The sequence below is a fragment of the Guptibacillus hwajinpoensis genome (assembly GCF_020171785.1).
Lineage (GTDB): Bacteria > Bacillota > Bacilli > Bacillales > Guptibacillaceae > Guptibacillus > Guptibacillus sedimenti.
In genome coordinates, this window is record NZ_JAIVAE010000003.1 from 446,791 (window position 1) to 466,157 (window position 19,367).

General features: G+C 38.5%; 19 protein-coding genes and 1 riboswitch. Of the genes, 5 read left to right on the forward strand and 14 right to left on the reverse strand.

From position 1 onward, the window contains the following. Positions 1-2: 2 nt before the first annotated feature. The 8 genes from LCL91_RS06295 to LCL91_RS06330 form a co-directional block, all read right to left on the reverse strand. Positions 3-821 (reverse strand): ABC transporter permease, encoded by an 819-nt coding sequence (locus LCL91_RS06295; protein ID WP_224880936.1) that lies wholly within the window; start codon positions 819-821, stop codon positions 3-5. Beyond that, a complete protein-coding gene (locus tag LCL91_RS06300; RefSeq protein WP_224880939.1) occupies positions 818-1,702 on the reverse strand; it encodes an ABC transporter permease subunit in 885 nt (294 codons plus the stop codon). The genes LCL91_RS06295 and LCL91_RS06300 overlap by 4 nt, the downstream gene beginning before the upstream one ends. Beyond that, positions 1,671-2,909, reverse strand: a complete 1,239-nt coding sequence (locus LCL91_RS06305) for an ABC transporter substrate-binding protein (protein WP_224880942.1) — start codon at positions 2,907-2,909, stop codon at positions 1,671-1,673. The genes LCL91_RS06300 and LCL91_RS06305 overlap by 32 nt, the downstream gene beginning before the upstream one ends. Before the next feature lie 277 nt (positions 2,910-3,186). Continuing rightward, entirely contained in the window at positions 3,187-4,566 is a 1,380-nt protein-coding gene (locus LCL91_RS06310) for a copper amine oxidase (RefSeq protein WP_255639917.1), read from the reverse strand. 230 nt (positions 4,567-4,796) lie between these two features. After that, positions 4,797-5,459 (reverse strand): sulfite oxidase-like oxidoreductase, encoded by a 663-nt coding sequence (locus LCL91_RS06315; RefSeq protein WP_224880945.1) that lies wholly within the window; start codon positions 5,457-5,459, stop codon positions 4,797-4,799. 81 nt (positions 5,460-5,540) lie between these two features. Continuing rightward, positions 5,541-5,639, reverse strand: a riboswitch (SAM riboswitch). 83 nt (positions 5,640-5,722) lie between these two features. Then, positions 5,723-6,187, reverse strand: coding sequence for a GNAT family N-acetyltransferase (locus LCL91_RS06320; RefSeq protein WP_224880946.1), 465 nt, complete (start codon positions 6,185-6,187; stop codon positions 5,723-5,725). A 194-nt stretch (positions 6,188-6,381) separates the two neighbouring features. Next, a complete protein-coding gene (locus tag LCL91_RS06325) occupies positions 6,382-6,813 on the reverse strand; it encodes a GNAT family N-acetyltransferase (protein ID WP_165996453.1) in 432 nt (143 codons plus the stop codon). A 141-nt stretch (positions 6,814-6,954) separates the two neighbouring features. Continuing rightward, a complete protein-coding gene (locus tag LCL91_RS06330) occupies positions 6,955-7,518 on the reverse strand; it encodes a GNAT family N-acetyltransferase (protein WP_224880948.1) in 564 nt (187 codons plus the stop codon). 539 nt (positions 7,519-8,057) lie between these two features. Between LCL91_RS06330 and LCL91_RS06335 the strand changes: the two genes are divergently transcribed. Beyond that, positions 8,058-8,681 carry a LysE family translocator gene (locus LCL91_RS06335; protein ID WP_224880950.1) on the forward strand — a complete coding sequence of 208 codons (624 nt, stop codon included), beginning with the start codon at positions 8,058-8,060 and terminating at the stop codon, positions 8,679-8,681. Positions 8,682-8,739: 58 nt separating this feature from the next. Here the strand turns inward: LCL91_RS06335 and LCL91_RS06340 are convergent, their stop codons facing one another. Further along, entirely contained in the window at positions 8,740-9,516 is a 777-nt protein-coding gene (locus LCL91_RS06340; RefSeq protein WP_160918908.1) for a 3-hydroxybutyrate dehydrogenase, read from the reverse strand. A 260-nt stretch (positions 9,517-9,776) separates the two neighbouring features. Here LCL91_RS06340 and coxB point away from each other — a divergent pair, with 260 nt between their 5' ends. Genes coxB through LCL91_RS06360 form a run of 4 tightly spaced genes read left to right on the forward strand, consistent with a single transcriptional unit; the run spans position 9,777 to position 13,311 of the window. Then, entirely contained in the window at positions 9,777-10,484 is a 708-nt protein-coding gene (coxB, locus tag LCL91_RS06345) for a cytochrome c oxidase subunit II (RefSeq protein WP_224880953.1), read from the forward strand. A 3-nt stretch (positions 10,485-10,487) separates the two neighbouring features. Further along, complete coding sequence (locus tag LCL91_RS06350; RefSeq protein ID WP_224880955.1) at positions 10,488-12,437, forward strand: cytochrome c oxidase subunit I; 1,950 nt, start codon at positions 10,488-10,490, stop codon at positions 12,435-12,437. Next, a complete protein-coding gene (locus tag LCL91_RS06355) occupies positions 12,437-13,030 on the forward strand; it encodes a cytochrome c oxidase subunit 3 (protein ID WP_224880958.1) in 594 nt (197 codons plus the stop codon). The genes LCL91_RS06350 and LCL91_RS06355 overlap by 1 nt, the downstream gene beginning before the upstream one ends. 5 nt (positions 13,031-13,035) lie before the next feature. Further along, positions 13,036-13,311 carry a cytochrome C oxidase subunit IV family protein gene (locus LCL91_RS06360; RefSeq protein ID WP_224880960.1) on the forward strand — a complete coding sequence of 92 codons (276 nt, stop codon included), beginning with the start codon at positions 13,036-13,038 and terminating at the stop codon, positions 13,309-13,311. Positions 13,312-13,356: 45 nt separating this feature from the next. Here the strand turns inward: LCL91_RS06360 and LCL91_RS22210 are convergent, their stop codons facing one another. The 5 genes from LCL91_RS22210 to LCL91_RS06385 form a co-directional block, all read right to left on the reverse strand. Beyond that, entirely contained in the window at positions 13,357-15,591 is a 2,235-nt protein-coding gene (locus tag LCL91_RS22210) for an FUSC family protein (protein WP_224880963.1), read from the reverse strand. Between the two features lie 198 nt (positions 15,592-15,789). Next, positions 15,790-17,319 carry a glycine betaine uptake BCCT transporter gene (locus LCL91_RS06370; protein WP_224880965.1) on the reverse strand — a complete coding sequence of 510 codons (1,530 nt, stop codon included), beginning with the start codon at positions 17,317-17,319 and terminating at the stop codon, positions 15,790-15,792. A gap of 257 nt (positions 17,320-17,576) precedes the next feature. Then, positions 17,577-18,338: an anti-sigma factor gene (locus LCL91_RS06375; protein WP_224880967.1), complete on the reverse strand. Its 762-nt coding sequence runs from the start codon at positions 18,336-18,338 to the stop codon at positions 17,577-17,579. Beyond that, positions 18,322-18,894 (reverse strand): RNA polymerase sigma factor, encoded by a 573-nt coding sequence (locus tag LCL91_RS06380; protein ID WP_224880969.1) that lies wholly within the window; start codon positions 18,892-18,894, stop codon positions 18,322-18,324. Before LCL91_RS06380 ends, LCL91_RS06375 begins: the two co-directional genes overlap by 17 nt. Positions 18,895-19,080: 186 nt before the next feature. Beyond that, a complete protein-coding gene (locus LCL91_RS06385; RefSeq protein WP_224880971.1) occupies positions 19,081-19,326 on the reverse strand; it encodes an HPr family phosphocarrier protein in 246 nt (81 codons plus the stop codon). Positions 19,327-19,367 lie beyond the last annotated feature (41 nt).

The following is a 19,367-nucleotide window of genomic DNA, read 5'->3' on the forward strand; positions in this document are numbered from 1 at the left end:
TTTCAAACGCGATTAACAGCTCGAATAACCAGCCTCATCATAACTTCCACAAAACCAATAAATAGCAGGGGAAGCAAAGCAAAAAGAATTGAAAATCCTGCAATAACTGCATCATTCGAACTCGAAAAATAAGGGTAATATAACATTGGGAGGGTAATCACTGTACCTCCACCAATAATAGCTGTTAGCGCATATTGTCCTAACGATATAACAAAAGTTAAAAGCATTAAGCTTCTAATACTTGGTAGTAATAAAGGTAGTGCAATTGTAAAAAAACGCGTGAATAGGCCCGCTCCTAGTACAGATGCTTGCTCATATAGACTACTTCCCATCCTCTCATACCCTGCCCTCATGACACGAATCGCATAAGGTAGTGTAGGAATCAAATGCACAAAGACAACGCCTATCACCTTATCAGCTATACCAAATTGTATCATTGTAAATTGAAGTCCCATTGCAAGTAAAATGCCTGGGATTAAAATAGGAGATAGCAACAGTCCTTCAATAATTGATTTCCCTTTGAACATATAGTGAGAGAGCGCCCTTGCTGCTGGTATAGCAAGAAGTAGATTTAATAATACAACTAAAAACGCAACCTTGAACGTTGTAACAAGTGATTCGATTAATTTAGGGTCTTTCATAATACTCCGCCATGCATCTAAACTTAGTCCGCTTGGTAATAACGCTGGCCATCTCCATCCTACAGAAACGCTTTTCAACCCTATTGTTACAAAGGGGAGGATGAATAATATGATAAACAAAATAAGCATAAAACTAGTTGCTAACTCCCTTTTCCCTAAACCCTTCAAAAATAACCTCATCTGCTTCTCCCCTTTATCATTCTAAGCCTATGTTTTTGCACAGCTCCGATGGAAAGGGTCGCAAGAAGAAGGGCGATCACACCCGGAAGAATCATAGCTGAAAAAGCAAGTGGGCGCTTGCTCCAATCGCCATTATAGAACCATTCATACGCTCTGACCGGAAGCATTTCTGGTCGTGTGACTCCTAATAAGTATGGAATTTCAAACGCCGAAGCGACAAATGCAACTAATATTACTGAAGTTTCAATGAGTACGGGAAGTAACCATGGTAATTCAACTGTTTTAAAAGCATCCCAATTACTTCCACCCAGCGTACGAACAACTTCTGAATAGCGGTGATCGATCTCATAGTAAACAGGCAAAAGCATGAGAATGACAAAAGGAACTTCCTTCCATACATATGTTAAAATGATCCCGATTCCAAATTCCTCTTGAACAAGAACTGGAAAGTTTGCTCGATTTTCTAATGCCCCTATTTGATAAAGCAGAGAAGAAAGCAGTCCGCTTTGTGAAAGGAACAGGAACACTAAATAACCTGCAACAAAATGCGGGATTAACATTGGTATCCATACAAGTAGCTTCCACGTTGAAACTTTAAATAATTCATATAACATTCTTGTCATTACTAATCCTATCACTAACGATAGTAAGGTTGACAGAATAGCAACTCGAAATGTTAATTTAAGAGAATGGAAAAAAGCATCACTACTAAAAAGTTCTGCGTATGTTGCGATCGTCCACTCTCCGTCTATTGTTTGAAAACTTTGAGCTACCGCTGACCACGTTCCATACCCTACCAGTAACAATGTGATCGCAAACGCAGGTAATAAATATAAACTTATTTTCCAGTTATTGCTCAACAATCCGATTCGCCCATTCATTATTAATCCACTCCGTGTAACCTGTATCTATGTCTGGTAGCTTATACTCGTTTAAGGCTTCTGTTGAAAGAACACTTTCTCCTCGATTAAGAGTTTCAATCATTTGCTGGTCCTCTTCACTCAATTTATCGAAATTCAAAACCGTTCCTTCTCCCCACATCTTAGGATCCATTTTAGCTATTTGAGCTTCTGGCGACTCCAAAAAATTAATAACCGTCATAGCTCCTTCTGGATTTGGGCTATTAAATGGAATACTGAGATAATGTGTATTTGAAATCGAGCCAGGATCTTTTAGAACAAATGACTTCGTACTATCAGGGAACGTTCCATTCTCAATTAAACTTTCACCTCTTGCTTCATTAAAGCCCATCGTCATTAAGATTTCGCCCTGACTATAAAGCGTATCAAGTTTGGTTAATGATTCAGGGTATGTTTCACCATTACGCCAAAGGTCAGACTTAATATCATTAAGGTAGTTCCAGACGTACTCCTCAGAGTCTTGAATAACTTTTTTGTCAAACCCCTTAGATAGAAGACTTGACTCTTCACCTGCCCCCTTCATGAGAAGGTGCTTCACAAATGTATTGCCCGTAAAATCAGAAACGTTAGGATACGTAAACATCCCAGGATTATCGTGAATCCACTGTTTTAATTCACCAAGTGTACTAGGAGGTATGTCGACTTTACTTGAATCGTAATGAAAAACAAATTGAACATTTCCCCATGGAGCTTCTAAACCATTAATCTCCGTTCCCTGGTCATAGTTAGCATTTTGGTCCTGAGTTCCAATATATTCTTGAAAATGAGGCAATTTCTTTGAGAAAGAACCTAGTAATAAATCTGCATTCTTAGCATTTTTAAAGTTTGAGCCATTAATCCATATGACATCAATCGTACCCTCATTTTTGTTCGCTTTTTTCTCTGTCAAAAGCTTTTGCATAAATTCTTCAGTATTCATCGGTTGACGGTTAAGAGTAATATTGTGTTCTTCTTTTAATCGTGGGGCAGCCCATTTATCAATGTATTGATTAATCCCTTCATCTCCTCCCCACATAAAGAGATTAACCTCTGTTCCCTTAGAGGAGGTTACGATTTCATCCCACTCCTTTGACAATACCTCTTTGTTACCCATTTCATTGGATTCACTATTCCCACATGCAACAATAAAAAGTAGCGTTGCAATGATGAATGTAACCTTTCGCTTCATCTCGTTTCCCCCTTGTATAAACTATCCTAGCAACTGAAAGACACATTTGACGAACTTGATTGTGCTATATACGCATCCATCATCTATTTCCCCCTATTATTATACCCTTTTCAAAAACATGATGCTGTAACGCTCCTTACATCTTAAGCATTAGTAATACCACTTCATTTAAAATAAGATTTCTAAGTTTATCTTACGATCCAAGAAGAAAAGCAATAGCCAAATGGCTATTGCTTTTCTAGTGGGTATGTTAGGCTACCCGGTCATTTATTTTACCTTAACTGTTTTGCATCTTTCTACGAACAATCACACCGGTTGCTGCCATCGTTGCAAGAATCGCTGCAACAATCCATTCGATTGGCATTTGCTGTTCAGCTCCACCCATACCTGTTTTCGGCATCTCAGTAGGCATTGCTTCCATAGCGAATTTATCCGGGAATTGATCTACAAAAGCTCCTGATAAACCTTTTGCTGGCATATACATATGTGCGTAAGCTTCACGAACAGAATCATAAGCAGCATCATAATCTTCCATTGTGTAGTTATCAAAAGCAGAAATTAGCTGGGTAACGTGCATTTGAAGTCCTTCAGATAATGCACCCGCTTCTAGTCTTCCTTCAGTAGCTGTTTCAAGGAAGCTTGAGAAATCAGCTCGATAATTTTCTAATGCTTTCATCGCTGCTTCTTTTGCTTCTTCATCTTCAGCTCCTGTTGCTTGAACGTACTCGACAAAGTTACCGATATGTCCAGACCACATTTCTTTAAATTGATTTCCTGCTTCCTCACCATAGACGGAGGTAATGGCAGCTGCGAGATCATCCGTATTCTCACTTAATGCAGCAGCAGAAGCATCGAAATCTTTAGATCCGTCAATACCGTTTTGCATCGTCATCATAGCAAGCCCAGCATGCTCAGATAGAAGGTGACCTAGTGTTGCACGAAGATCCGATGCTGGCGTTACGGCTTTTGTATTTTCGAATTTATCCGGAAACTGGTCAGTAATAGCTCCAGAGAATCCTTTAGCAACCATTTGCATGTGCGCAATAGCCTCACGTTCTTTCTCATAAGCCATTTCATAATCTCCAGCTACATAGCTATCGAATGCGCCTATCAATTGATTAATGTGGGCTTGAAGTCCTTCGGATAACGTATCGGCTTCTAGACGTTCACCAGTGGCATTTTCAAGGAACATGGAGAAATCTTCTTTATAACCATCTAAGCTATCTAGCGCTTTTTGTTTTGCATCTTCATCTTCATTCCCTGTTGCCTTCACGTAATCAACAAAGAATCCGATATGATTACTCCAGATTTCATTAAATTCAGCACCAGCTTCTTCACCGTAAACAGATGTAATCGCTGCTGTAAGATCTTCTGTATTTTCACTTAAGGCTCCGGCTGAAGCTTCAAAATCGGCAGATCCCTCAGCACCTTTTCTCATTGTTTCAACTGCAAGATAAGCATGCTCACTAAGTAAATGACCAAGATCTGCACGAAGATCAGCTCCTGGGGTTTCAACTGTTGGCTTGTCCATTTGCTTCTCGTGATCAGCAGCGAATGCTCCAGCTGTTGGTATTAGAAGTGAAAAACTAAGTGGAACAATTAGAAGCCCTTTTTTCCAGTCAATTACTTTCTTTTTCATATTCTTGTTCGTATTCATTTTCAAATCCACTCCCCTTAATTTTTGATTTACACTTAGCTAACGGAGAGAAGATCAGTTTGGATCATTCTTTTTTTATATTTTTTGTGATTTCTATTTTATTCGATGTAAAAAAAAAGAGCAAACCCCGGTGTAAAGGGGGTTTGCTGTTTTTTTTAGTATATTATATTTTTTAAAAAAGTAGAAATACAGCAAAGCTCATTATCTAGTATTCATTGGTTTTTAATAATTTAGTCAAAATCCTTTTTCTCCCATTCGTCTTCAGGTATATCTAAATCCTCACCTGAAAAACGTTCTTCTTTAAACGGATCAGCATGATTATGAAAACCATTTTGTTCCCAAAAACCAGGTGAGTCCGCCTCAATAAATTCAATCCCTCTTATCCACTTAATACTTTTCCAAAAATAAAGGTGTGGAACGACTAGACGTAATGGCCATCCGTGTTTCGCTGTTAACTGCTCTCCGTCGATCGAGTGAGCAAGCATAACATGATCTTCTAATAAATCGGTAAGGTGAATATTTGTCGTATAATTATGGTCTCCATGAAGCATAACATGATTCGACTCAGGCTTAATATCGAGTTCTTTTATAAAATCCTTCATCAACACGCCTTCAAACGTATTATCAAAGCGAGACCATCGGGTAACGCAGTGTATGTCACATGTCACCTTTTTCTGTGGTAATGCAAGAAGTTCATCATAGGAAAGAGAGAATTCACTCGCTACATTTCCAAAAACCTTTAAGTCCCACGTTGTCATATCATAAGTTGGTACATCTCCTTCATGGAGAATAGGGAATCTTTCCGTTAATACCTGTCCTGGAGGAAGACGCTCTCCATACTTTTCGTTTGCTTTAGGTACTTTCATTTTCCGAATACGGTCCGCTTTCTTCATAAACTTCACACCTTTCATTTTTTCATATGTAACTAAAAAACTCTTCCAATATAGGAAGAGTTCAGTCTTTAACAGAGCTCTCCCTCATCTTCCAGAGCTAAAGCTCTGCTGGAATTAGCACCTTGTTTATCAGGTTGCCGGGCATCAAAGGGCCAGTCCCTCCGCCTCTCTCGATAAGGAAAAAAACATGTAATTGTGATTCATTCTATCGGTATCCTTTATTTATTGCAATCCTTTTTCTAGCGTGTTTCATCTCTCATCTACTAATCTAGTTCTTTCTGCATCTTAATAAAAGGGTAAACTCCTCCATTTGTATGTTGTTCAAAAGAATCAATTTTTTGAAACCCTGCTCTATGATAGACTTTAATTGCCCTCTCATTGAAATCTGCAACAGACATAACGAGTGATGATGGTCTATACAATTCAATCGCTTTTTCTATGCCAGCTTTTAAATACTCATCTCCATGACCATTCCCTACCAAACCTGGACTCATCCCAAGTCCGATTTCAACTTGGTTATCTGATTTAAGAACGTAACTAAAAAAACCTATAAGCTGGTCCTGGCGATAAACGCTCCAGTAATGTGGATTATTAGTTGCCTCTTCTCGAAACTCATACAAATCTTCAGGATCCTCATCCATATTATAAAATGAGTAATCACCGGTGTATTCCCACGAAATGACTCTCTCTACATCTTGTTCACTCATTTGTTTAAAAATATAGTTCATTCTTTCCCTCTCCTTCTTTGTACTCATAGGAAAAGCCCCATGCCGGGAAATGCATGGGGCTCACACTTTATATTTTAAGGGGGACAGGAACCGGGGAAGTTCCTGTAAAAACAGTGTAGCAAGTTCCAGGAGAATGCTGATTGATTATGAGTTGTTTTTCACATTCTTTTAATAAATGAAAAGAATGTGGTCAACTATTTATAAACCATGATCGTTTGAAGTTCTCGAAAACCAATGTCTTTATAAATGTATTTAGCGAAGTTAGAGGAATACACATTCAAACGAATCTCCTCATATCCCTGTTCTTTGAAATTTTCAATACTCGCTTGCACAAGCTGCTTAGAGTATCCCTTTCCACGAAACTTCGGAAAAACAAATACATCGTAAATGAAACCATGTTTGCTTTCTGTAAAGTAATCCGTGTTTTCTCCAAGTAGTACCCAACCAGCAATTTCCCCTTTATCACGATAAATGAGGTGGTAACCGCCTCGATCAAGTATGGAAGATACAATTTCAAGTGCTTTCTCTTCTTTTACGATACCTGGATTTGTCGTTCCTTCGTTAACAGATTGAATGGAATTCGACAAAATAAAATCTCTTTCTTCGATTGTCGCTCGTTCGATCACACTATTCCCCTCCATCGCCAAAGTCTTTCGTTAATCGTTACTTCTTGATAACAGAATCTAGTTCCTTCTTATAAATCAATTCCTTTATTATCCAAACGATCAAATCATCATTACACCACTAGCTCTAGCATAGGTGAAATGCTACTCGGTCGTTATGGCATAAACATACGTATCGATTAACTTATTCTTATCTACTGATTGACTATTATTTTTTAAAATCGCCTCAAGCTGAAAGAAACATCGTTCTGCGACCTTTCGACTTTTCCAATTTTCCGCATTGCAACGGATTTCAATTCTTTTCGCACGAAGTTCTCGAATCGCAAATCTAACAATTCCCTGAACAGCCTCCGTCATATATCCCTCTCCACTATAGTTCGAATCAATCCAGTAACCAATTTCAAACTTACGAACGTTCCAGTCAATGCGATGCAAACCAGAAGAGCCAATGAACCTACCAGATTGTTTATGGAAGAGCAGCAGCCGTAAGTCTTCTCTTTTTAAGAAAGCTGCGTGAGATTCTCGAATATTCGCTTCAACATCGGCTTCTGACTGACCATTATGCGCAAACGGCATATATGGCTTAAGTTCGCTTAACGAGGCATCAATCGACTTATGCACTGCTTTGCCATCACCTGGCAACGGATAACGTATATGTAAACGATCCGTGTAAAATTCATTAGGAAAATCAAGTAGAATCGGCTGCATGAAAAAAGCCCTCCAAAAACTCTAAAAGATGTCAGAATTATACCATTAATGAGAAATCTGTCAAGAAAGATACCCTTTTCTTCTAATCTTTATCTTTGTTTTTCGTCAATCTAGAAATCTCCTGAAGGACTGATTTTAGCTAATGTTTGTCTTTCCTCCGCTCTATACTTGTGAGAATGTCCTTGCAGGAATTATTTAAGACCATAGGATAAGGAGTAATGATGTCCGATGATAAACTCTATTTATACATCGTCCGGTGTCATTTATACGATTCTTATTGAAAGCACGAATGTCGGATCACCTCCTTGTGGCTTTGCAAGGGGTGATCATATGTAGAAGTTCCGGCATGTCTCTTTTTTCCATATCATGAAGTAACAACGTCTCGGAAAGCAATTTGCCAATCTTCTAGAGTTTTCTCCCTTCAGATAGAGTGGTCTAAATTTCGACTATTAGGTGGCTGCTCCTTCAAACGAGCCTTTATACATTTCCCCCCCTCCTATATACTAATAATTAGATCCCGTCTGAAAGGAGAATTTGTGTTGGATGTTACACTCATTTTATCATTCTTAGGAGCTGCTGTTCTCTTAACAATCATGCCAGGTCCTGATAATTTATTTGTGTTAGCTCAAAGTATCACTCAAAATAAAAAAGCAGGTATTGCTACCTCCCTTGGGCTTTGTTCAGGGCTTCTCGTACATATTTCTGCTGCAGCTGTTGGATTATCCGCGATTCTTTACCAATCTTCATTTGCCTTCACTATCGTGAAATTAATTGGGGCTGCTTATTTACTGTTCATGGCTTATGAAGCTTTTAAAGAGCGAAACGAATCGTCAATGCTTCAGAATCATCCATCTCGAACTTATTTTTCTCTATATAAGAAAGGCATTGTAATGAATGTTTTAAATCCAAAAGTTTCTTTGTTCTTCCTTGCTCTCCTACCACAGTTTATTGACCATCAAGCTGGCTCTCCCACTTTTCAGATGTTTTTGTTAGGTTTGATGTTCATTGTTCAAGCACTTATTATTTTTAGTCTGATTAGTGTTTATTCTGGAAAATTAGCAAGCTATATTACTGGGAATTTAACGTTGTTAAGAAGATTTAATCTCACGAAAGCAGTGCTGCTCGCTTTTATTGGTATCCAAATTGCCTTCAGTAAAAACTAAAAAGCAGCGCCTCCAAAAAGAGAGGCGCTGCTTAACATTTTCGATCTACTAATGAACGTTATTGAGCTGTATACCCACCATCAATAAGAAGAGCTTGGCCAGTAATACTCTTCGCTGCATCGCTTGCGATAAACATTGAGTAGTCGGCAATCTCTTTCACTTCAAGTAGTCGTTTTTGTGGAACAAGAGGGTAAATAACTTCTTCCAATACCTTCTCAAGCTCTACTCCACGTTCTTTCGCTAAATCTTCCATTTGTCCTCTAACAAGTGGTGTATCCACATAGCCAGGCGCCATAGCATTTACTGTAATGCCGTGCTCTGCACCTTCTAATGCAGATACTTTTGTAAGACCAATTACACCATGTTTCGCGCTGTTATAGGCGGCTTTACCAGCAAAACCAATTACTCCATTGATTGATGCCATGTTTATAATTCGCCCAAATCCTTGTTCCTTCATAATTGGAAAAACATGTTTCGTAGCAATAAATGGAGCTGTTAGCATAATATCTTGCATCATTCTGAATTTCTCAGTTGGAAAATCTTCTAATGCAGCAACATGTTGAAGCCCCGCATTATTAATAAGTACATCTACGCGACCGTATTCTTCAACAGTACGATCAATCGCCTGTTTGATTTCATCTTCACTTGTAACGTCTGCTTTAATCCCGATAACTTCATAGCCTTTATCTCGAAGTTTTTGGGCAGCTTCCTTTGTACCCTCTTCATTTATATCAGAAAGAACAACTTTTGCACCGTTTGCTGCAAATGTCTCACCAATTTCAAATCCAATTCCTCTAGCTGCTCCTGTAATAAATACAGTCTTGTTGTTAACCATGAATCGTTCCTCCTAGTGTAAATCCTAATTTTTTTCATTCTCACACACTTCCATTTACCCTTTACAACGATTTATAAACAAATTCTATCTCATTTTTTAACTTCACGCTTTTCGTTATTTTCAATTAATTCACCGAAAATATCTACTTGTATAAAGGTTCTTAAGGCTTTACGAACGAGAAGATCTTCTGTTTGATGGAACTGCATTTTGGGTACTGAGAATAGACAGAATGATCCAAAACTGGAAGGAGATAAAAAGTAATGACGTTTCGCTACGCCCTTTTTGTAATCGTTATCATTTCAGCTTCTGGATGTTCTAATATAGCTGTTTTGAATCCTAAAGGCTCAGAAGCACAGTCAGAGCTTAACTTACTTTACCTTAGCTTAGCCTTAATGAGCATTGTCTTACTTGTTGTTTTTACTTTATTTACCCGATTTTTAATGAAGTATCGCGAGCTTCCTGGACAAGAAAACGACTTTCCCACTCAAGTTAACGGGAATAAAAAACTCGAAATTACCTGGGTAGTTATACCGATAGCAATTTTAACTATCCTGGCAGTTCCTACATTTGCTACTACATATCAACTTGATAACAAGACAGAGATCGTTCGTGAACCTTTAGAAATCAATGTTACAGCCCAGCAATACAAATGGAAATTTCATTATCCAGAACACGACATAACGCTCGAAAATGAAGTGAAGCTACCTGTGGATCGGCCGGTTGTCTTTACGCTTCATTCGAAAGATGTGATTCATTCTTTCTGGTTACCACAACTAGGTGGAAAAAAAGATGTTCTCCCCAACCAAGTAAACAAGTTAACACTAACACCACTTGAAACTGGAGTCTATGACGGAAAGTGCGCTGAGCTTTGTGGAGCAAATCATGCCCTCATGACATTTGATACTACCGTTATTGAACAAGAAGCATTTAATCAGTGGACGCGTGTTGCTGATATACAGGAGGATTAAATGATGAATGTGATTTTAGACTACCTCTTATCACTACCTTCAGATATTATTTTTGCAGATATTTCATTTACTATTATGCTGATTGCCACTGTTTATTTTTTAACGAAGTACGCAAAATGGAAATGGCTGTGGAGTTGGATTACTTCTACAGATCATAAAAAAATTGGAATTATGTATTTATTTGTATCGTTTCTCTTTTTTATACGTGCTGGAATTGAAGCATTGCTTATCCGAATGCAGCTTGCTTTCCCTAATAATGAATTCTGGGTATTTCAAGGCGAACGATTTAACCAATTGACTAGTACTCACGGAACAGTGATGATTTTTCTCGTCGCTACTCCTCTACTAATCGGTTTGATGAATGTGATTGTTCCTCTCCAAATTGGTGCGAGGGATGTTGCATTTCCTTTTATGAATTCTTTAAGTTTGTGGTTATTCATTTCAGGTGGCATTTTGATTAATGCAAGTTTTGTAGCAGGAGGCTCACCTAATGCCGGGTGGACAACGTATGCTCCTTTAGCATCGAAAGAGTTTACGCCTGGACCCGGGAATAGTTATTACCCGATAGGACTTCAAGTTGCTGGACTCGGAACAATTATGGGCGGAATCAATTTTATCGTTACGATTATAAAAATGAGAGCGCCCGGCATGCGATTTATGAGAATGCCCTTATCAACATGGTCGATGTTCATTACGTCTATCCTCATCGTGTATGCATTCTCAGCTCTTGCCGTTGCTCTACTATTGCTGACATTTGAGCGACTTTTTGGAACAGTTATCTTATCAGCATCGGAAGGCAATCCATTAATCTGGCAGCACCTTTTCTGGATATTTGGTCACCCTGAAGTTTATATCATCGCCCTACCTGCTTTCGGGATATTTTCCGACGTCATTAGTGTTTTTTCAAAGCGAAAACTCTTTGGTTATCCTTCTATGGTTTTCGCCATTATCCTTATTGGATTTCTCGGTTTTATGGTGTGGGTTCATCATATGTTCACAGTAGGGTTAAATACGAATATTACTATCTTTTTTGCCCTTACAACGATGCTAATCGCTGTTCCTACTGGAATTAAGATATTTAACTGGCTATTTACGATGCGAGGAGGTAGGATTCGCTTTGATACACCTATGCTCTATGCATTAGGATTCATCTTCACTTTTGTTATCGGTGGCGTTACTGGTGTTATGCTTGGAACCGTTCCAGCGGATTATCAATACCACGATAGCTACTTTGTCGTTGCTCACCTTCATTACGTGATCATTGGTGCCACTATTTTCGGAGTGTTCTCTGGTGTTTATTATTGGTGGCCAAAAATGTTTGGAAAAAAACTGAATGAAACCCTTGGTAAATGGAACTTTTGGACTTTTGGCATTGGATTTCATATTACTTTCTTCCCCATGCACGTTATGGGATTAATGGGAATGCCACGACGTGTTTTCACGTATCCGGAAGGGGATGGATTGGGCTTTCTTAATTTCATTAGTACGTGCGGTGCTTTTATGATGGGGATTGGCGTATTATTTTTCATGATAAATATCTACATAACGACGCGTTATACGAAAAAACGCGTATTAAATGACCCCTGGTTCTCTAGAGGACGAACGCTCGAATGGACAATCCCATCTCCACCTCCAGCCTATAACTTCGCACGTCTACCCGAGGTGAAGAGTCGTGAGCCTCTGTGGGATGCTTATGAAAGAGGAAATAAGAATATCAACTTTATAGGTGAATACGAAGATATTCATCTTCCTAACTCCACTTCTCTTCCATTCTTTATGGGAATTGGCTTTCTAATTGCTTCTTTTGGTTTCGTATTCGAGATATGGCCAGTCGCTCTTTCGGGAATGTTGATCGTTTTTCTTATGATGAGTATTCGATCGTTTCAACAGAAAAACGGTATTCATCTTCCTAAGGAGAAGGTAAGGGTACAAGACATGAGGGGTGAAGATTAATGGAAACAATGTCCACTCAAATGCACCTGAACCATAAGCAAGCACAAATGAATATCCTTGCTTTTTGGTTCCTTATCGGTGCCGAGGTTGTGGTGTTTGGTTGTTTATTCGGCATTTACCTCGCTGTTAAATCCTTAACAGGTCAGGGGCCAACTCCGAATGAATTATTTAAATTAAATGAAATAATGCTTTCAACTGTTGTTTTACTAACTAGTAGTTTTACTTGCGCAATTGCGGTTTATTTTCTAAACCTTTCTAAGAAGTTATTGACGCTTCTATTCTTTCTTATCACAATTTTACTTGGCTTAGCTTTCATTGGGTTGGAAATAAGAGAATTCACTCTTTATGTAGAAGAAGGCGCTAAGATTTCTACTAGTGCTTTTCTTGGTGCATTCTATCTACTTCTTGGCACTCATGGCTTTCACGTCTTATTTGGTGTCATCTGGATTTCTTTATTATTAGTGCAACTTTGGCTAAAAGGAATAAATCAAGAAACAGCTCCAAAGTTATTTATCGCGAGTCTTTACTGGCACTTTATCGATGTGATTTGGGTGATAATTTTTACTATTGTTTATTTAATAGGAAAGGTGTGAAACGATTGAGCAAGCATACTAATAAAGAGATTCATAAACTCTTCCTTTCTTTCCTCCTAATGATTTTATTAACAGCTTTAGCTTTTTTCCTTGTTCTTTATCAACTCATTTCACCACCTTTTTTAATCGTTCTTATCACCTTTTTTGCTCTCATTCAAATCGTGATTCAGCTGGACCGATTTATGGATATACGGGAAAAGGAAGGTGGATATCGTTTAACTTCTCTGATAGGTGGAAGTTTTGTTGCTCTCCTGGCGATCGTTTTTTTAATACTTCTTTAGAAGGTCGTTTTTTGATTTTTCACATACAAGAATACTCCGAAGGGCTTAGCTCTCCGGAGTATTCTTGTAGAAATCATAGCTTGCTGCTTCTCTTTTCTTCGAAACACCTAACTCTTTTCCTAATATTAAAAGCGACTGGTTTATTCTCCAGATATAGTACAAGTCATTCACGAATTTCTTCACTTCTTGATCTTCTTGAGGAATGTTTTCTGAAAGACCTTCAATATATTCCCTTTCTTTATTTAAATTGTACATAATTAATCCAGTCTCACCTTTTAGAAGTTTCAGTAAGGTAAGAATATTGTGTTTTATTACTTCCTTTACTAGCTGAAGCGTTTTTTCTGATCCTTTGACAATAGTCGAACGACTGTTACGGTTTGTAGAAGCAAGCAAATGCTTAGCAAAATAATTAATCGCGGTTAGAACGGTCAACCAACGCTCAATTCCTGAACGAGCTAGAATAGCAGGTCTATTTCGAAGTGGCCTTGCATCTTCTGCTATTTTCCTCATCTGTTCGTCAATGCCAAACGCTTGGTTGGTAAAATCATAGTGCTTCTTACCATCTGTAAAAGATTCAAGATAATCAGTCACGTACGTACTTAATTTGGTTAAAAAATCTTCAGCTGTATTGGCAACCTTATCACGAGTGCTTTTCGGATAAATAATTGCAGCTGCAAGAAACCCGATAAATGCTCCTGCAAGTGTATCAAATACTCGAGCCATTAGTATCTGCTCAGTAATACCACCCAATATAAAATCGTACATTATCGCGATCAGCATCGTCATCCAAAACATCATCATAGCATAGGAAATGGATAATAAATAAAATGCCATAAAGATGCAGCAGAACAACGCAATTAACTCTAAAATAACCTGACCCGCAAGAAGATGTGCCAGTCCAAAACCAGCAATGGCACCAAAAATTGTCCCAAGAGATCTTTGAAATGCTTTCTGGAGGGTCATTCCTACGGTATCCGTACCTAACAAAACAACAAAAGCAGAGAGAAGAACCCAGTATTGATGAGCGGGCGATAGAAAATATCCTAGAAAAATCGCCACTGCTCCTGCTACTATAGCCTGTAAAGCTTTTATTGTTGCAGCTCTCGGCTGTTTCGCCTTTTCTTCTATGTTTACGTTCTCTTTCTTTATTTCTTCCGCTTCTTCTAGCCGCTCTTTCTCCTCAATGTTTGCTATCCGTCTTTCTCCGAGTTCGATTGAACTATCAACTAGGTGATTGGCAATTGACTCAATCCTTCTAATTAGCCACAGCCAATCTTTATTTTGATGATCGGAATCCCTCAGTTCAATTAACTGATTTTTAAGCTCTTCTATTACGTTCTCTGTTTGCTTTAAGTTTCCGACAATGTCATGACTTCGCAACACTTCCGCATCTCGGACCGATTCTACCAGTTGATACAGCAGCTTTCTAACTTCATTATGCTCTAGCGCGTGAAGTTCTTTCATTCTTTTAACTGCTGGATAAAGAGTTTCAATTAACATCTCAGCATCGAATACGTACATTCTTAATTGCTCTGCGTCTATACCTGGCCATACTTCTCCTGGATCTGTCGTTGTTAATTGGCTAGAAATGACCTGGGCATATTCATTTAACTTTTTGACATCACGTTTTAATAGAAGTGCCCGATAGCGATTTGGAGTAGGATCTGCAATTGCATCAAGAACAAGATCAAGCGTAAGGTTTGTTTGGATGTGGAAAGAGTTCATACTGCGACTTAGTTGTCTTTTCGGTTTGTTTTTGAAAAGGATAAAATGATACAGATAAGAAAACCCGCCACCTACCAGTATCCCGATAATAAATCCAGCCAAATCAGATGGCTGAAGATTTAAAAGGGTAGAAAAATAAATCGATAAAAAGGCAATCATAAAGATACCAAAATACCGAAAACCATAATGCTGTAAATAGTAAGCAAAAAAGATCACGAGCAAAAACAATCCATCTGTCATAAAGGGGATTGAACTAAGATAAGTTCGCACAGTTAACCAGATCATACTTGAAATAACTAGCAAAAGCGCAGTGATTTTTTTCTTTTTATCTGTGTCATCATTCACAAGCAATAATGATAAAAGACTCACGACACCTGCAAGAATTGCCGGTGTAAACGACATTTCGAGTATTGCCGTCAACCATAGCATGAACATAACAGATGTAAAAACACTAATTGTAATTCTCGCTGCTTGATGTAACCTTGTCCTGCCGGGGTCTGCAGCAGCTAAACGAGCCCACCAGCTTTTTATAATCGATTTTTTATTTTTAGTCACCATAAGTTAATCATATCGAAAATACTTTCGTTCTGCCAACTATGAGTATCGAATCTTTACTTTTTTCTTCTTTTAGCTAGTTGGTCTTATCGCCTTGACCACTTGCTATGCCCCCTTTTTGATCAATAAGGAGGCTATGTTTTTGTTACTAGTGTGTAATAGAAAAACCTTTGAAGAAAACTCTTCAAAGCTTTTTCGTTAAACTGTTTTTAAATCTTTCTTCGCTTTCACTTTCTTATCCGTAGTCTTCTGCTTTCTAGGAACTTCTTCATTAAAAGATTTAAGCATTCCCCAACACGTAAATAGAAGGATGATGGTTAGTGGAAAGGCACTGACAATAATCGCCGTTTGCATGCTCTCAAGACCACCTGTCACCATTAAAACGACTGCAGAGGCAGATAAGATGAAACCCCAGCTGAATTTCACGAAATTTGGAGGATTTAAGCTTCCATTCGTCGTTTGCATACCTAAAACAAACGTTGCGGAATCAGCTGATGTGATAAAGAAGGTAGAGATTAACAATAACGTTACAACGGTTAAAATGCTTCCCAAAGGAAGTTGCTCATATAAATAAAACAAACCAGTTTCAAGACTTTGACCTGCTATATCGGTTCCCTGTGTAAAATCAAAGAATATGCCCGAGCCACCGAAAATACCAAACCAAAATGCACAAACAACCGTAGGTACAACCGTAACAGCGACCATAAACTCTCTAATCGTCCGTCCTTTTGAAACCCTGGCGATAAACGTTCCTACAAACGGTGACCAGGCAATCCACCACGCCCAATAAAAGATCGTCCAGTTCTGAATCCATGATTCATTCTCCGCGTTCATCGGTGCTAATCTCATTCCCATTGCAAATATGTTTTGTACATATTCACCAAACGTGGTCACAAAAAGATCTAATACAAATTTTGTTGGACCTAGAATGACAAAAAGAATAAGAAGGACGACAGCAAGAGCCATGTTGGCATTACTTAAATATTTGATTCCTTTTTTAATACCTGTCCCAGCTGAAATTGTAAAGAGAACCGTAATAATAGCGATAATAATCAATTGTATTGTAAAGTTATTCGGGATATTAGTTAAATAGCTCAACCCTCCGTTGATTTGCTGAGCACCAAGTCCTAACGAAGCAGCTACACCAAATATTGTTGCAAAAACGGCTACGACATCAACCGTAATCCCGATCGGACCTTTCACTTTATCGCCTATAAGTGGATAAAGAGTGGCACTCATTAATCCAGGCGCCCCCTTACGAAATTTGTAATACGCTAACGCTAAAGCAATCGTAGCGTAAATGGCCCATGCATGGAATCCCCAATGTAAATATGTATAGCGAAGGGCCAGGTGTGCGGATTCAACCGTTCCTCCTTCACCATATGGCGGGGTAGAAAAGTGGGACATCGGTTCTGATACTCCAAAGAACAATAGCCCTATTCCCATCCCGGCGCTAAAGAGCATGGCAAACCAGGTAAGTCTACTGTATTCAGGCTTATCAGTATCTTTTCCTAACTTGATATGCCCGAACCTGCTAAAAATTAAATAAATGGCAAATACTAAAAAGAATGTTGCAGCAAGCTGATAAAACCATCCAAACTGATCTAAAAAGAAATTTTGAGATACCGTCATAACCTGGTCTAGATTGCCTGGAGAGATCACACCCCAACTGACAAAAGCCATTGCAATTGCAATTCCAATCCAAAAAACTTTTGTAACTTTGTTCATTTTGTCCACTCCTATTAATGTTTATGTGGATCTAAAAAATATTTCGAAATAATAACCACATGTTTTTTATCATAAGCATAAACGAGAGTATTTTCAAATTTTTATAAGAATTTAGTATAATATACCCCGTTCGTGTTTACTACAAACAATTGTGTGTTTCCACGTATGTTGTATTCTCTTACGAATATCAATTAACACCTTCCTTCCCTATTTTTCTCAATAAAAAAGCAGAGGCGACCGCCTCTGCTTTTTGGAAATTATAAACCTGAACTTAATACGATTTTTCCTTTAGGTGTTTCACTTTTACTATCCGGCTCCAGTGTAATTGCAACAGCATCCCATTCGTGCTCTCCCTCATATTCAACCTGGTAGGCAACTTCACCTTTACCTTCTTGATTTGGGGTAAAGAAACCAGCTCGATAAGGCTTATCATCTTCAAGCAACCAAACTTGGTACACTTGATCACCTTCTGTTTCTGCCACGTCGTTAACCTCAACCACTAAATTCATTTTTCCATCTTCATTCATTAGAGCAGCAGAGCCTGCCGATGCTTCTGCTTCAGAAGGCTGTAATTGAACCGCTTTGATCAAGGAGGAGATTTCTTCTGGCTGTGTAGCCTCATCTTCACCTTCATTTACGAATGTATAAACATTTCCTGCTAGAGAAAGAAATAGAGCTGCTGCTAAAGCTGGGGCTACCCACTTTTTTTGTTTTGACTTTCTCTCTGTTTGGAGATCGGTTACGTTATTTTTTTCTTCAACTGAAAGACTTTCATTTGTAATATCATTTGATTCAACCATATCACTTTCAAAAACGCTTGCCAGAACGCGTTCTTTCATTCCGGCAGGCGGCTCTTCCGGGATGGAGAGATAAGGAAGGTCACCTGTCAATTCTTCCAGCTCCTTTAACTCCTCTCTGCACTCTTCACATGATAAGAGATGAGCTTCGAACTGATCTCTTTCTTCGTTTGATAAGGTTCCATTAAAATAATCGAGCAGTTGTTCACAATTTCCTTTCATCTGAGACCCCTCCTTTCTCACCGAGACTGGTTTTTAAATGTTTTAACGCTAGCCGAATTCGGCCTTTCACAGTACCCAGCGGGAGGTCGAACTCTTCCGAAATTTTTTTATGGGTCATGCCTTTAAAATAAAACATTTCAATTATTTTCTTTTGATCACCTTTTAGTTTAGACACAGCTGTACGAAGTATCTGACCTCTTTCTTTCCACTCAACCTGGTCCTCCACTGATGCTTCATCACTATGCAATGCGTCACGTTCATCTAATTCAAAGTCTGGCTCTTTCGACTGCTTACGTAAGAGATCAATAGCTGTATGTCTCGTCATTGTCAGTAGCCATGACGAAAACTTTCCTTTCTCTTCACTATACTGAGCCTTTCCTTTCCATAGCTTAATAAATACTTCTTGCATCACTTCTTCAGCAAGTCCTCCATCTTTTACAATTCGGTATGAGAAAGAATATAAAAGTTTTTCATATCGATCGTAAAGAGACGAGAGAGCTTTTTTATCCTTTGCCTGAACCTTGTCATACAGCTCGGCATCGTTAAGTTCTCTCATATCATTCTCCTTTTCATTAAAACTGACGCTAGCCTGAAGAGGCAGAAAAGCTTATGTATAGCTAACGTTACTCAGTCTACTTTAGATGTGTTTTTTTGAAAAAATTTCTTAGAACGCATGAAACCGTTTAATAAATCAACAAAAAAATTAGACTCTCCCCTTTAAAAAAGCCTTCCAATGGAAGGCTCACGCTTCTTCAAATAACCCTAGTGAAAGGAATGCATCTTTAACGGCTGATGACTGACCACCTTTAACATCCAATTCGAGCGTCTGATCAGGTTGTAATGAAAGCGCTAGGACACCTAGAAGACTTTTGGCATCGACTACCCAATGTTCTTTTTTCAATAAGATCGTTTCCTCAAAACGACTTGCAGAATTCACAAGTTGACTAGCAGTTTCAGCAAAAACTGGTTTTAACACTTTTAACTTCATCTCCGCTCTCCTCCCACTTACTCGTAATTCTTTATCTAATT